Here is a 13,734-nt window from a genome sequence, read left to right as displayed (position 1 = left end):
CCCAGGCGTCCTACGTATTTGCGGCTGAATGCTGCTGTACTCAGGCCTCCGTGCCCATTGATATGGCCAATTGCAGGCTCATTGACCCGCGGCAAGCCTGACCTGGTTCTCCAACTCCAGGCGCAAGGCAGGGTCCAGGCGCAGCTGGCGCGCCAGTTCGTCGAGGTAGGCGCGCTCCATGAAGTTCTCCTGGTCGACCATCATCACGCTGGCCAGGTACATCTCGGCAGCCATTTCCGGGGTCTGCGCGGCGCGGGCCACTTCGGCCGGATCCAGCGGCTTGTTCAGTTCAGCGTGCAGCCATTGCTGCAACTCGCGGTCGCTGTCCAGGCGAGTGAACTCGCCTTCAATCAGAGCCCGCTCACGGTCATCGATATGGCCGTCGGACTTGGCTGCCGCCACCAGCGCCCGCAACACGGCCTGGCTGTGCTGCTCGACCTGGGCCGGGGGCAGGCGATCCAGCGTCTGCGGCTGCTGATCGCCGGCGCCCTGGCGGACCTGCCAGTTGCCATAGGCCTTGTAGGCCAGCACCCCGAGCGCGGCCAGGCCGCCGTAGGTCAGTGCCTTGCCGCCATACTTGCGGGCCTTCTTGTTGCCCAGCAGCAAGCCCATGGCGCCCGCTGCCAATGCGCCACCGCCGGCACCAGACAACAGGCTGCCAATGTTCCCCGAACCTTTGTCGCTGAGGCTCTTGCCCTGCTGGTTCTGCAGCAGAGATTGACCGGTTTTCAAGAGCTGATCGAGCAGACCACGCGTGTTCATCTGACACACCTCGCAAACATTCGACGTTGAGAAGGCCCCAGAGTAGGCCGGCAAGCTGAAGCCTCGCTTAACGCATTTGCATCCAGATGTTGCCCACTCTCGTTTGTCGGTACGGCCAGTCGCTTCTAGTCTGTAGCGTCATTGCGGCGCAGTGCGCTCGAGGCCCATAAGGAGAACCGCTCCATGCAAACCCGAATGCTGATCAACGGTCACCTGGTGAACGGCGAAGGCCCGGCCTGGACCGTGCTCGACCCGGCCAAGGGCAGCGCCCTGGCGCAGATCAACGAAGCCACCGAAGCCCAGGTAGACACCGCCGTGCGCGCCGCCGACCAAGCCTTCCAGCACTGGTCGCAGACCACCCCGAAGGAACGCGCCAGCGCTTTGCTGGCGATTGCCGAGGTCATCGAACGACACGCCGAGGAACTGGCCCGGCTGGAGTCGGACAACTGCGGCAAGCCCTATGCCGCGGCGCTCGGCGACGAGATCCCGGCCATTGCCGACGTGTTCCGCTACTTCGCCGGCGCGGCACGCTGCCTGGGTGGCCTGGCGGCGGGCGAGTACCTGCCCGGGCACACCTCGATGATCCGCCGCGACCCGCTGGGCGTGGTCGCCTCCATCGCGCCGTGGAATTACCCGCTGATGATGCTGGCCTGGAAGATCGCCCCCGCGTTGGCTGCCGGCAACACCGTGGTCATCAAGCCATCGGAGTTGACCCCGCTGACGGCCCTGCGCCTTGGCGAGCTGGTCCGTGAGCTGCTGCCGGCCGGCGTGCTCAATATCCTTTTCGGCCGTGGCCAGACCGTCGGCACCCCACTGGTCACCCATGCCAAGGTGCGCATGGTGTCGCTGACCGGCTCCATCCCCACCGGCGCGCATATCATTGGCGCCACCGCCGACAGCGTGAAGCGCATGCACATGGAACTGGGCGGCAAGGCGCCGGTGCTGGTATTCGACGATGCCGACCTCGACGCGGCCATCGACGGCATCCGCACCTTCGGCTTCTACAACGCCGGGCAGGACTGCACCGCCGCCTGCCGGCTGTACGTGCAGGACGGCATCTACGAACGCTTCGTCGAACGCCTGGGCGCGGCGGTTGCGAGCATCAAGCCAGGCCCGCAGCAGGCGGCCGACACCGAACTCGGCCCGTTGATCAGCGCCCAGCATCGCGACAAGGTCGCCGGCCTGGTGAACCGTGCCATCGCCCAGCCGCACATTCGCCTGGTCACCGGTGGCAAGGCACTGCCCGGTGATGGCTTCTTCTTCGCACCGACCGTGCTGGCCGATGCGCTGCAGGACGACGAAATCGTCCGCCACGAGGTATTCGGCCCGGTGGTGTCGGTCACCCGCTTCAGCGACGAAGCCCAGGCGCTGGAATGGGCCAACGACTCGGAGTACGGCCTGGCCTCGTCGGTGTGGACCCGTGACAGCGGACGCGCCCACCGCCTCGCCGCACGGCTGCAATATGGCTGCACCTGGGTCAACACGCATTTCATGCTGGTCAGCGAGATGCCGCACGGCGGGCAGAAGCATTCCGGCTATGGCAAGGACATGTCGATGTACGGGTTGGAGGACTACACCTGTGTGCGCCATGTGATGTTCAAGCACTGATGCACGACTAGCCGGTGGGGGAAACACTCACCGGCTTTTTTCCTGCAAAGCAACGCGATTTTTCCTACCTATTGCCTGAACTACACCCTACCGCCGATCTATTGAGTTAAATGGCGCTGGTATCACAGACTGATACCATGAATAGTCAACGTGCGTTACTCGAACTTGTCTTCAACAAGCTCGTTCCCCGAACGCTGGACTGGTCGCGCCTGGAATCCCTGCTGGTCTCGCTCGGTGCCCGGGTTGTCGAGGGTAGAGGCTCGCGTGTGCGCTTCGAACTCAACGGTGAGGTTGCGACCTTTCATCGCCCTCACCCCGATCGGCACGCCAAACCCTATCAGGTGCGCGATGCCCGCCAGTTCCTGGAGCAGGCAGGAGTTACACCATGAATGTGATGAATTACCGCGGCTACTCGGCGCGCATTGAATACAGTGACGAAGACCAGTTGCTGATCGGCCATGTCGCCGGGATCCGCGACGTGATCGGCTTCCATGGCGAGTCGATCAGTGAATTGCGCCAGGCGTTCGAGGAAGCTGTCGACGACTACCTCGAAACCTGTCGGCGCCTGGGGCGTGAACCGCAGAAAACCTACTCCGGCAAACTCAGCCTGCGCCTGGAGCCTACTCTCCACGCCAGCGTGGCGGCCAAGGCCGAGCTGGCGCAGAAGAGCATCAACCAGTGGGTCAGCGACATCCTCAGCCAAGCCGCCTGCAGCTGAGTCAGTCGCGCAAGTCCGATTCGTGGATCGGGTTGGCCCGGTTTGTCGCGCGTTGGTATTGCGCCGGCCAGGTCGCCTTGTTGCCGCCCAGGTCGTCGTCGGCGTGCAATGGCCAGTAAGGGTCGCGCAACAGTTCGCGGGCAAGGAAGATCACATCGGCCTGGCCGGTACGCAGGATATGCTCGGCCTGGGCTGGCTCGGTGATCATGCCGACGGTGCCGGTGGCGATCTCCGACTCCTTGCGCACCCGCTCGGCGAAACGGGTCTGGTAGCCGGGGCCGGTGGGGATCTCTGCGTTGACCGAGGTCCCTCCCGACGACACGTCGATCAGATCGACACCCAGGGCGCGCAGCCGGCGGGCCAGCTCCACGGTCTCGTCCGGGTTCCAGCCATCCTCCACCCAGTCGGTGGCCGACACCCGCACCAACAGCGGCAGCTCCTGTGGCCAGGCCTGGCGCACCGCTTCGACAACCTGCAAGGTCAGGCGGATACGGTTTTCAAAGCAGCTGCCGTACTCGTCGCGGCGCTGGTTGCTCAGCGGCGAGAGGAACTGGTGCAGCAGGTAGCCGTGGGCGGCGTGGATCTCGACCACCTTGAAGCCGGCCTTCAAGGCCCGCTCGGTGGCGGCAACGAACGCGTCGACGACCTGCTGGATCTCGTCCTTGCTCAGTTCATGGGGGACGGTGTGCTCGGGGTCGAAGGCAATCCTGGAGGGCCCTACCGGCTGCCAGCCGCCGTCTTCGAGCTTGACGCTGCCGTGCTTGCCCAGCCACGGCCTGTGGGTGCTGGCCTTGCGTCCGGCGTGGGCCAGCTGGATGCCGGGAACAGCGCCCTGGGCGGTGATGAAGCGGGTGATGCGCTGCAACGCGGGGATCTGCTCGTCGCTCCACAGGCCGAGGTCTTCTGCTGTGATGCGTCCATCGGCGGTGACCGCGACCGCTTCACTGATCACCAGGCCGGCGCCACCGACAGCGCGGCTGCCCAGGTGAACCAGGTGCCAGTCATTGGCCAGGCCGTCGACGGCGGAGTACTGACACATGGGGGAAACGGCGATACGGTTGGGCAGGGTCAACTGACGCAGGGTGTAGGGTTCGAGCAGCAGGCTCATGGCGCACCTCCCAGGGACTCCAATGGTTGCCGGGCCGGCATTTGTAGTAGGGCGTGGGCCGGTACCGGTAGGTTTCAGCCTAGACCATGGCTCCGAGGGACGTTCGCCCATCGCCCTGCGCCACGCGTTCCTCCTCGCGCAAGGTCAGCACCTCGACGCCGCTCTGCGTCACCGCCACGGTGTGCTCCCATTGCGCCGACAGGCTCCGGTCACGGGTAATCACCGTCCAGCCATCGCGCAAACCGCGGGTCCCACGCCCTCCCTGGTTGATCATCGGCTCTATGGTGAACACCATTCCCGGTTGCAGCTTCATACCCGTGCCACGCTGGCCGTAGTGCAGCACCTCCGGCGCCTCGTGCATCTGCGTGCCGATGCCGTGCCCGCAATATTCGCGCACCACGCTGTAGCCGGCGGCCTCGGCGTGGGCCTGGATGGCGTGGCCGATGTCACCGAGGGTCGCGCCAGGGCGCACCTGCTCGATGCCTTTCCACAGCGCAGCATAGGTAGTGTCCACCAGCCGTCGGGCCTCTTCGCCGATCTGGCCGATGCTGTACATCTTCGACGAATCGGCGATATAGCCGCCCTGCTCCAGGGTGATGTCGACGTTGACGATCGAACCCTCCTTCAACACCTCATCGGCCTTGGGCATGCCATGGCAGACCACATGGTCCACCGACGTGTTCAGGGCAAAGGGAAAACCGTATTGGCCCTTGCTCGCCGGCCGCGCCTTGAGGGTCTGGACGATGAAGGCCTCGGCGCGGTCGTTGATCTGCATGGTGGTCACGCCGGGGCGGATGAAACCGTCGAGGTCGGCGAACACCCGGGCCAGCAACTGGCCGGCACGGCGCATCAATTCGAGCTGGGCGGGGTCCTTGAGGATGACCTTGCTCATTGCAGCAGCTCCTTGAGATTGGCCTGCTCCTGGCGCAGCAACTGGCGCAGCAGTTCCTGGTAGGTGGCCTGCGGGTGCAACTCGGCCAGCATGCCGATACGGATCCAGTGCTCGGCCTGGGCGTTGATCGAGCGCGACAGCGCGGCGCTGGCTACGCGCAGGTCTTCGTGGAGTTCGTCGGCGATCTTGACGATACCCATGTGCGGTTACCTATATATGAAACGTATGCGAATCATATAGCCATAGTTCGACCGATGCCATCCGCTGGTGCGCAGCTCCCCATATCGGTGCGCGTCCCACGCCGGGCGAGCCCACTCACACAGCAACACCGCGCCCTGCATGAAATGGCCCGGGATTTGCTGTTTGCACGGCATCGAGGCCATCAACGCCGATGGTTCTCTCTCCACGACGAAGGCGCCGTGTTGCCCCGCTTGCCACTTGCAGGCCGGGCAGCCGGCGCCTTTGTCGTTTCGTCAGCAGGAGATCGTGATGAGCGGCAGTGAAGTGCGCAGTGTTTGCCCGTATTGCGGGGTCGGGTGCGGCATCGTCATGCACGTGAAGGGGGGCAAGGTGGTCAAGGTCAGCGGCGACAAGCAGCACCCCAGCAACTTCGGGCGCCTGTGCACCAAGGGGTTGACCGCCCATGTGCCGTTGGAGGTCGGGCGCATGGCCCACGCTTTCGTCCGTGACCAGCGCAGCCAGCAACCAGCCCGTCGCCCGCTGGAGACCGCCATCGCCGAGACGGCCAGGCGCCTGCGCACGATCATCGAAACCCACGGCGCGGATGCCGTAGCCCTCTATGTCTCCGGGCAGATGTCGCTGGAGGCACAGTACCTGGCCAACAAACTGGCCAAGGGTTTCATCCGCACCCGCCATATCGAGTCCAACTCACGCCTGTGCATGGCCAGCGCCGGTAGCGGCTACAAGCAATCGCTTGGCGCCGACGGCCCGCCCGGCAGCTACCAGGATTTCGAGCGCGCCGAGGTGTTCCTGGTGATCGGCGCGAACATGGCCGACTGTCACCCGATCCTGTTCCTGCGCCTGCTCGACCGGCTCAAGGCCGGTGCCAGGTTGATCGTCGTCGACCCCCGGCGCAGCGCCACCGCCGACAAGGCCGACCTGTTCCTGCAACTGCGCCCAGGTACCGACCTGGCCCTGCTCAATGGCCTGCTGCACCTGCTGCACGCCAATGGCCATACCGACGCGGACTTCATCGCGCGCCACACCGAAGGCTGGGAGGTACTGCCGGCGTTTCTCGAGGACTACACCCCCGCACGCGTCGCGGCCATCACCGGGCTGGCCGAGGCCGATATCCACGAAGCCGCCCGCCTGATCGGCGCGGCGGGCGAATGGATGAGCTGCTGGACCATGGGCCTGAACCAGAGCATCCACGGCACCTGGCACAGCAATGCCCTGTGCAACCTGCACCTGGCCACCGGCGCCATCTGCCGACCCGGCAGCGGGCCGTTCTCGCTGACCGGCCAACCCAATGCCATGGGCGGCCGCGAGATGGGTTACATGGGACCGGGCCTGCCGGGCCAGCGTTCGGCGCAGGTGGCGGCCGACCGCGCCTTCGTCGAAGCGCAATGGCAACTGCCCCCCGGCACCCTGCGCAGTGAAGGGGGCGAAGGCACCGTGGCGCTGTTCGAGCAACTCAAGCAGGGGGAGGTAAAAGCCTGTTGGATCATCTGCAGCAACCCGGTGGCCAGCGTCGCCAACCGCCAGCAGGTGATCGACGGCCTGCGCCAGGCACAACTGGTGATCAGCCAGGACGCCTTCCTCGACACCGAGACCAACCGCTACGCCGACATCCTGCTGCCGGCGGCACTGTGGGCCGAGAGCGAGGGGGTGATGATCAACAGCGAGCGCAACCTGACCTTGATGCCCCGCGCCGTCGAGGCGCCCGGCGAAAGCCTCGAGGACTGGCGCCTGATCGCGCGCGTCGCCTGTGCCATGGGTTATGCGCACGCCTTCGACTACCCCAACGCCGAAGCGGTGTTCGATGAGATCCGCCGCTTCCACAATCCGGACACCGGTTACGACCTGCGCGGCATCGACTATAGCGACCTGCGCCAGGGCCCGCGGCAGTGGCCAAGCGCGCCGGGGCGCAAGGACACTCGCAGCCCGCTGCGCTATGTCGCGCCAGACGCCCCACAGACGCCGGTGTTTCCGACGCCCACCGGCAAGGCGCGGTTCTTCGCCCGCCCCTGGCTGCCGCCGGCGGAGCTGCCCGACGATGCCTTCCCCTTCGTGCTCAACACCGGCCGCGTCCAGCACCAGTGGCACACGCTGACCAAGACCGGCCAGGTACCCAGCCTGAACAAGCTGGAGCCCGGCCCCTTCGTCGAGATCCATCCCGACGACGCCCGGCGCCTGGGCATCGCGCCAAAGGACCAGGTGGCGATCCGCTCGCGCCGTGGCCAGGCCGTACTGCCGGCGCGGCTCAGCGAGCGAGTGCTGCCGGGCAACTGTTTCGCTCCGTTTCACTGGAACGATCTGTACGGCGAGCAACTGGCAATCAACGCGGTGACCTGCGACGCGGTGGACCCAACCTCGCTGCAACCGGCCTTCAAGCATTGTGCCGTGGCCTTGGAAAGGGTCGCCGGCGAGCGCATCGAAGCCTTCGAACTGACGCTTCCCCTGGAGCCCATCGCCATGCCCACCGCCACCCTGGCCCGGCTGCTCGGCCTGGAGTCGTTGCCGGCGCCAGTCCTGGCCGAGGACGAGCGCCATTACCTGCAAGGTTTCCTGCTCGGCCTGAGCCAGGCCCACAGCGATGGCGTGCCCTGCCTCCCGCCCAATGCGCCCCTGGCGCCGGGGCGACGCCTGTTCATCGACGGCCTGCTGGCTAGCCTGTACGCCCCGCCCACACCGGCACCTCAAACAGCGCTCTTGAGCCCTCGCCACCACGTGCTGTGGGCCTCGCAGACCGGCAATAGCGAACAGCTCGCCGAACGCTGCGCGCAGCGCCTGCGCGACGCGGGGCTGGTGGTCGCGCTCAGTTGCATGGAGGCGGTGCGCCCATCCCAACTGCGAAGTGCCGCCAGCCTGCTGCTGATCGCCAGCACCTTCGGCGACGGCGATGCGCCGGACAGCGGCACCGCGTTCTGGCGGGCGCTGCAGGACGACGAAGGCGCCAGTTGCGCCACCCTTCCTTACGCCGTGCTGGCCTTGGGCGATTCAAGCTACGACCAGTTCTGCGGCTTCGGCCGCAAGCTCGACCAACGCCTGGCCGACCTGGGCGCCCAGCGCCTGCTGGACCGGGTCGACTGCGAGCCGGATTGCGAGGCGGCCTTCGGCGCTTGGCTCGATGCCCTGTTGTCCGAGCTTGGCGGTGCCCCGGCGGCCACCGCCGCCGCGCCAGTCACCGTCCGCGGCAAACAGCAGCCCTGGCCTGCCACCTTGCGGGAAAACCGCCTGCTCAGCGGCCCGGGTTCAACCAAGGAGACTCGCCAACTGGTCTTCGACCTGTCTGGCAGCGATCTGCGCTATCAACCCGGCGATGCCTTGGGTGTATGGCCGCACAATTGCCCGGAGCTGGTCGATGAGCTGCTCATGCTGATGCAGCTGGAAGGCCAAACCGAGATCGAACTCGAGGGCCATGCCCCAATGCCCCTGCGAACCGCGCTGGAGCGGCACCTGGACATCACCCAGGTCAGCCGCCAGCAGCTCGAAACCTTCAGCCAGCACGCTCCCGACCTGCAACGCCTGCTGCTGGCAGAGTGCAAGGACGAACTCAAGGAATGGTTGTGGGGCCGCCAGCTGGCCGACGTGCTGCGCGAACACCCCCAGGCCTTGCCGCTGGGCAACTGGTTGTCGCTGCTCAAACCCTTGCAGCCGCGCCTGTACTCGATCAGCTCCAGCCCCCGGGCTCATCCCGGCCAAGTGCACCTGACCGTGTCCATCGTGCGCCATGGCGAGCGCAAGGGCGTCTGTTCGAGCTTCCTCGCGGACCGGGCAGCGGCGCTGGAGGTGGGGATATTTGCCCAGCCATCGAAACACTTCCGCCTGCCCGAGGACGACGGGGTGCCCATCGTCATGATCGGCCCTGGTACCGGTATCGCCCCCTTCCGCGCCTTTCTTGAAGAGCGCGAGGTACGTGGGGCCAAGGGGCGCAACTGGCTGTTCTTCGGTGAGCAGCATGCCGCCTGCGACTTCTATTACCGCGAACAATTGCAGGCCTGGGAGCTCAGCGGGCATGTGCGCCTGAGCACCGCGTTCTCGCGTGACCAGCCGCAAAAGGTCTATGTGCAGCACCGCCTGCTGGAGCACGGCGCCGAGCTGTGGCGCTGGTTGCAGGACGGCGCGCATGTATATGTCTGTGGCGATGCCCGGTTTATGGCCCGGGACGTGGACGCGGCCTTGCGCCAGCTCGTGGCGGAACACGGTGGCCTGGACAAGACCATGGCAGCGGCGTACGTCGAGGGGTTGGCGCGGGACAAGCGCTACCGGCGAGATGTGTATTGATGCACCACGGTGGTGAGGCTGCACCCTGTTTGTGCGACCGCATCACCTGGCCAACTCATGCCCAAAGGTCTCGTGGCACGCTGCAACCCTCGTGGGAACGGGCTTGCCCCGCGATGACCGGGAGCCTGGCACATTCCCTGCTTCAACCGATGCACAACAGCCCCAACGACCAACGGCGGTCGACAGGGGCCTCACACTGATGAGTACAGGCAAAGGCGCCTGGAGCTTCGGCTCCAGGCGCCTTTTTCGTTTTTCCGTGATCGAGGATCGGCTATGCAGGCAACAGCGAACGAAGCACAACGAGCGCGACTGGTCATCGTCGGCAACGGCATGGTCGGCCATCACTGCGTCGAGCAACTGATCGAGCGCGGCGCCTTGGCGCGCTTCGAACTGCACGTATTCGCCGAGGAGCGTCAGCGCGCCTATGACCGGGTGCACCTCTCGGAATATTTCACCGGCAGTTGCGCCGAAACCCTGGCCCTGTGCGACCGCGACTACTATGCGAGTAACGGCGTGCACCTGCACCTGGGCGAGGCGGTACTGGACATCGATCGCGAACGCCAGGAAGTGATCACCGCCGAAGGCCGCCTCGGCTACGACCAGTTGATCCTGGCCACCGGTTCCTACCCGTTCGTGCCGCCCATCGAAGGGTCCAGCGGCAATGCGCGCCTGGTCTATCGCACCCTTGAAGACCTCGATGCGATCCGCGCCGCCGCCGGCAGCGCCCGCCGTGGGGTGGTGGTCGGCGGCGGCCTGCTCGGCCTCGAAGCCGCCAACGCCCTCAAGTCGCTAGGCCTGCAAGCGCATGTGGTGGAGTTCGCACCGCGCCTGATGCCGGTCCAACTGGATGGCGAGGGCGGCGCGGCGCTCAAGGCGCGCATCGAGGCGCTGGGCGTGGGCGTGCACCTGGCCCGCGCCACCCAGTCGATCAGCGCTGGCGAACACTACCGCTACCGCATGAACTTCGATGGCGGCGAACACCTGGAAACCGACCTGATCGTGTTTTCCGCCGGCATTCGCCCGCAGGATGCCCTGGGCCGCGCCTGCGGCCTGGAGATCGCCCCTCGCGGCGGCGTGGTGATCGACAGTCAGTGCCGCTCCAGCGACCCACGCATCTTCGCCATTGGCGAATGCGCTTCGTGGAACGGCAGTGTGTTCGGCCTGGTCGCTCCGGGATACGCCATGGCGCGTAACCTGGCTGCCCTGGTGATGGGCGAGTCGGCGGGCGAATTCAGCGGCGCCGACATGTCGACCAAGCTCAAGCTGCTGGGTGTGGACGTCGGCTCCATCGGCGATGCCCAGGGCGTCACGCCGGGCGCGCGCAGCTACCGCTTCATCGACGAGGCCAGCGCCTCATACCGGCGCCTGGTGGTCGATGCCAGCGGCAAGCGTGTGCTTGGCGCGGTACTGGTGGGTGACAACAGCTACTACGACACCCTGCTGCAATACGCCCAGAACGGCATCAAGCTACCGGCCGACCCGGCCGCGCTGATTCTGCCCCAGGGCAGCGGCGCACCGGCGCTAGGCGCCGATGCCTTGCCCGACAGCGCGACCATCTGCTCGTGCCACAACGTCAGCAAAGGCGCGGTGTGCGCCGCCATAGACGGTGGCTGCAGCGACCTCGCCAGCGTCAAATCCTGCACCAGGGCGGCCAGCGGTTGCGGCGGTTGCGCGGCGCTGCTCAAGCAAGTGTTCGAGCACGAACTGACCGCCCGCGGCGTGACCGTCGACAAGAGCCTGTGCGAACACTTCGCCTACACCCGCCAGGAGCTTTACGGGCTGGTGCGTGTGGAGGGCATCCAGACCTTCAGCGAGCTGCTCGAACGCCATGGCAAAGGCCACGTGGGGTGCGCCATCTGCAAGCCGGCGGTGGGCAACATCCTCGCCTCGTGCTGGAACCAGCCGATCATGGACCCGGCGCTGGTGCCGCTGCAGGACACCAACGACACCTTCATGGCCAACATGCAGAAGAACGGCACCTACTCGGTGGTGCCGCGCATTCCCGGCGGCGAGATCACCCCGGAAAAACTCATCGTGATCGGCCAGGTGGCAAAGAAGTACGACCTCTATACCAAGATCACCGGCGGCCAGCGCATCGACCTGTTCGGTGCCCAGTTGCACGAGCTGCCGCTGATCTGGGGCGAGCTGATCGCCGCCGGCTTCGAGACCGGGCACGCCTACGGCAAGTCGACACGGACGGTGAAATCCTGCGTCGGCAGCACCTGGTGCCGCTATGGCGTGCAGGACAGCGTGGCCATGGCCTTGCGCCTGGAGGACCGCTACAAGGGCCTGCGCGCGCCGCACAAGCTCAAGTTCGCGGTGTCTGGCTGCACCCGCGAATGCGCCGAGGCGCAAAGCAAGGACATCGGCGTGATTGCCACCGACAAGGGCTGGAACCTGTACGTGTGCGGCAACGGCGGCATGCGCCCGCGCCACGCCGAACTGTTCGCCACCGACCTGGACGACGAGACCCTGGTACGCCTGATCGACCGTGTGCTGATGTTCTACATCCGCACCGCCGACAAACTGCAGCGCACCTCAGTGTGGCGCGAGGGTCTCGAAGGCGGGCTCGACTACCTCAAGCAGGTGGTGATCGACGACAGCCTGGGCCTGGCCCGCGAACTCGAGACGCAGATGCAGCAGGTGGTCGACCGCTACGAATGCGAATGGGCCAACGCCTTGGGCGACCCGGAAAAGCTCAAGCGCTTCCGCACCTTCGTCAATGACCAACGCGCCGATCCGGATGTGCACTTCGTGCGCGAGCGCGGCCAACGCCGGCCGGCGGCGCCCCTGCAGCTGATTCCCACCCATGAGGAGACAATGTGATGAACCTGTCCAACACGGCTGTAGCAAGTGAAACCCGCTGGCAGGCGGTGTGCCAGGCCAGTGACCTGGTCGCCGACTCCGGGGTGGTGGTGTGGCATGCAGGCGAGCAGGTCGCGCTGTTCTACCTGCCGGAGCGGGATCGACAGGTCTACGCGCTGGAAAACCGCGATCCGCGCTCCGGCGCCAATATCATCGGACGCGGGCTGCTGGCCAGCCTGCAGGGCGAACTGGTAGTCGCGGCGCCGCTCTACAAGCAGCATTTTTGCCTGCACGACGGGCGCTGCCTGGAGGACCCGACACAGGCCTTGCGGGTGTGGACGGCGCGCCTGCGCGGCGGCGAGGTCGAACTGGCCCTTAGCTGATGCTCGAACGGAGCAACCAGACGTTGCAGGTCTGGCCCGCGCGGATACACTGCCGGGCATGAACCTCGATACCCGCATCAAGTTCCGCCATCTGCTGTGCTTCCTGGAGATTGCCCGACAGGGCAGCCTGGCCAGGGCCGCCGACGTGCTGGCGATCAGCCAGCCAGCGATCTCCAAGACCCTCAAGGAGCTGGAGGATCTGCTGGAAGCTCGCCTGTTCGAGCGCAGCCACCAAGGCGCCGCCTTGACCCCGGCCGGTACCCGTTTCATGCGCTATGCCGGCCCCAGCGTGCAGGCGCTGCGTGACGGGGTCGGCAGTTTGCGCGGTGAGGCTCGGGCGCCGTCGCAGGTGCGTATTGGCGTGCTGTCGACAGTCGAAGGGCTGCTGATGCCCGAGGTGCTGTGCCGCCTGCACCAGCAGCACGAGGCATTGGTCATCAGCGTGGTGACCGGGGCCAGCGCCCAGCTGCTTGGGCAGTTGCACCTTGGCGAGCTGGAACTGGTGATCGGTCGCATGACCGACAGCCCGCAGATCCAGGGGCTGTCGTTCGAGCATTTGTACAGCGAGTCGATGACCCTGGTGGTGCGACCCGGGCATCCACTGCTGGCGGCTCAGCCTATTGACCACAGGCAGGTCGGTACCTATCCATTGGTGCTGCCACCGCCCGGCACGACCATTCGCCAGCACGCCGACAGCTTGTTCGTGCAATGCGCCATACCGCTGCCGGGACAACGCCTGGAAACCCTGTCGCTAGCCTTGAGCAGGCGCTACGTGCTGGGCAGCGAGGCGGTCTGGGTGGCCCCGCGCGACGCCGTGCTGATCGACCTCGGGCGGGGCGAACTTGCCGAACTCGACCTGGGCGTGCGCGAACCGGGCGGCTCGGTGGGGATCTGCCGCAATGCCGCCCTGGCACAGAGCCTGCCGGCGCAGTGGGTGTGCGAGGTGCTCCGGGAGGTGGCCGAAGCCTATCGACTCGGCGTATACCCCTGA

General features: G+C 66.2%; 11 protein-coding genes. 7 read left to right on the top strand and 4 right to left on the bottom strand.

Annotated elements, in window-relative coordinates; genetic code table 11:
* Positions 1-78 precede the first annotated feature (78 nt).
* A complete protein-coding gene (locus OH705_RS12025; protein WP_267302281.1) occupies positions 79-762 on the bottom strand; it encodes a tellurite resistance TerB family protein in 684 nt (227 codons plus the stop codon).
* A 183-nt stretch (positions 763-945) separates the two neighbouring features.
* Here OH705_RS12025 and OH705_RS12020 point away from each other — a divergent pair, with 183 nt between their 5' ends.
* The 3 genes from OH705_RS12020 to OH705_RS12010 all read left to right on the top strand — a co-directional run bounded on the left by OH705_RS12020 (position 946) and on the right by OH705_RS12010 (position 3,088).
* On the top strand, positions 946-2,370 hold the full coding sequence (locus OH705_RS12020) for a gamma-aminobutyraldehyde dehydrogenase (protein WP_038705552.1): 1,425 nt from the start codon (positions 946-948) through the stop codon (positions 2,368-2,370).
* A gap of 137 nt (positions 2,371-2,507) precedes the next feature.
* Positions 2,508-2,759, top strand: coding sequence for a type II toxin-antitoxin system HicA family toxin (locus OH705_RS12015; RefSeq protein ID WP_094010357.1), 252 nt, complete (start codon positions 2,508-2,510; stop codon positions 2,757-2,759).
* On the top strand, positions 2,756-3,088 hold the full coding sequence (locus OH705_RS12010; RefSeq protein ID WP_023631076.1) for a type II toxin-antitoxin system HicB family antitoxin: 333 nt from the start codon (positions 2,756-2,758) through the stop codon (positions 3,086-3,088). Before OH705_RS12015 ends, OH705_RS12010 begins: the two co-directional genes overlap by 4 nt.
* A 1-nt stretch (position 3,089) precedes the next feature.
* Here OH705_RS12010 and OH705_RS12005 read toward each other — a convergent pair whose 3' ends face one another.
* From OH705_RS12005 to OH705_RS11995, 3 genes are all read right to left on the bottom strand, one after another.
* Entirely contained in the window at positions 3,090-4,196 is a 1,107-nt protein-coding gene (locus OH705_RS12005) for an NADH:flavin oxidoreductase/NADH oxidase (protein ID WP_267302280.1), read from the bottom strand.
* Positions 4,197-4,275: 79 nt separating this feature from the next.
* Positions 4,276-5,088 (bottom strand): type I methionyl aminopeptidase, encoded by an 813-nt coding sequence (gene map, locus OH705_RS12000; protein WP_094010138.1) that lies wholly within the window; start codon positions 5,086-5,088, stop codon positions 4,276-4,278.
* Positions 5,085-5,288, bottom strand: coding sequence for a ParD-like family protein (locus OH705_RS11995; RefSeq protein ID WP_023632596.1), 204 nt, complete (start codon positions 5,286-5,288; stop codon positions 5,085-5,087). Before OH705_RS11995 ends, map begins: the two co-directional genes overlap by 4 nt.
* A gap of 289 nt (positions 5,289-5,577) precedes the next feature.
* Between OH705_RS11995 and OH705_RS11990 the strand changes: the two genes are divergently transcribed.
* The 4 genes from OH705_RS11990 (at position 5,578) to pcaQ (ending at position 13,734) form a co-directional block, all read left to right on the top strand.
* Complete coding sequence (locus OH705_RS11990; protein ID WP_267302279.1) at positions 5,578-9,555, top strand: bifunctional nitrate reductase/sulfite reductase flavoprotein subunit alpha; 3,978 nt, start codon at positions 5,578-5,580, stop codon at positions 9,553-9,555.
* 273 nt (positions 9,556-9,828) lie between these two features.
* A complete protein-coding gene (nirB, locus tag OH705_RS11985; protein ID WP_267302278.1) occupies positions 9,829-12,381 on the top strand; it encodes a nitrite reductase large subunit NirB in 2,553 nt (850 codons plus the stop codon).
* Positions 12,381-12,743: a nitrite reductase small subunit NirD gene (gene nirD / locus OH705_RS11980; RefSeq protein ID WP_267302277.1), complete on the top strand. Its 363-nt coding sequence runs from the start codon at positions 12,381-12,383 to the stop codon at positions 12,741-12,743. Before nirB ends, nirD begins: the two co-directional genes overlap by 1 nt.
* 58 nt (positions 12,744-12,801) lie before the next feature.
* Positions 12,802-13,734: a pca operon transcription factor PcaQ gene (pcaQ, locus tag OH705_RS11975; RefSeq protein WP_267302276.1), complete on the top strand. Its 933-nt coding sequence runs from the start codon at positions 12,802-12,804 to the stop codon at positions 13,732-13,734.

It is taken from the genome of Pseudomonas sp. BJa3, assembly GCF_026343815.1.
Lineage (GTDB): Bacteria > Pseudomonadota > Gammaproteobacteria > Pseudomonadales > Pseudomonadaceae > Aquipseudomonas > Aquipseudomonas soli.
The sequence above is the reverse complement of the archived record's forward strand: the minus strand, read 5'-3'. Positions and strand labels throughout refer to the sequence as shown.

Coding starts and splice junctions, on each gene's coding strand:
- OH705_RS11990 (WP_267302279.1), top strand. CDS start 5,578: ATGAGCGGCAGTGAAGTGCGCAGTGTTTGCCCGTATTGCGGGGTCGGG.
- OH705_RS11995 (WP_023632596.1), bottom strand. CDS start 5,288: ATGGGTATCGTCAAGATCGCCGACGAACTCCACGAAGACCTGCGCGTA.
- OH705_RS12020 (WP_038705552.1), top strand. CDS start 946: ATGCAAACCCGAATGCTGATCAACGGTCACCTGGTGAACGGCGAAGGC.
- OH705_RS12025 (WP_267302281.1), bottom strand. CDS start 762: ATGAACACGCGTGGTCTGCTCGATCAGCTCTTGAAAACCGGTCAATCT.
- OH705_RS12010 (WP_023631076.1), top strand. CDS start 2,756: ATGAATGTGATGAATTACCGCGGCTACTCGGCGCGCATTGAATACAGT.
- OH705_RS12005 (WP_267302280.1), bottom strand. CDS start 4,196: ATGAGCCTGCTGCTCGAACCCTACACCCTGCGTCAGTTGACCCTGCCC.
- pcaQ (WP_267302276.1), top strand. CDS start 12,802: ATGAACCTCGATACCCGCATCAAGTTCCGCCATCTGCTGTGCTTCCTG.
- nirB (WP_267302278.1), top strand. CDS start 9,829: ATGCAGGCAACAGCGAACGAAGCACAACGAGCGCGACTGGTCATCGTC.
- map (WP_094010138.1), bottom strand. CDS start 5,088: ATGAGCAAGGTCATCCTCAAGGACCCCGCCCAGCTCGAATTGATGCGC.
- nirD (WP_267302277.1), top strand. CDS start 12,381: ATGAACCTGTCCAACACGGCTGTAGCAAGTGAAACCCGCTGGCAGGCG.
- OH705_RS12015 (WP_094010357.1), top strand. CDS start 2,508: ATGAATAGTCAACGTGCGTTACTCGAACTTGTCTTCAACAAGCTCGTT.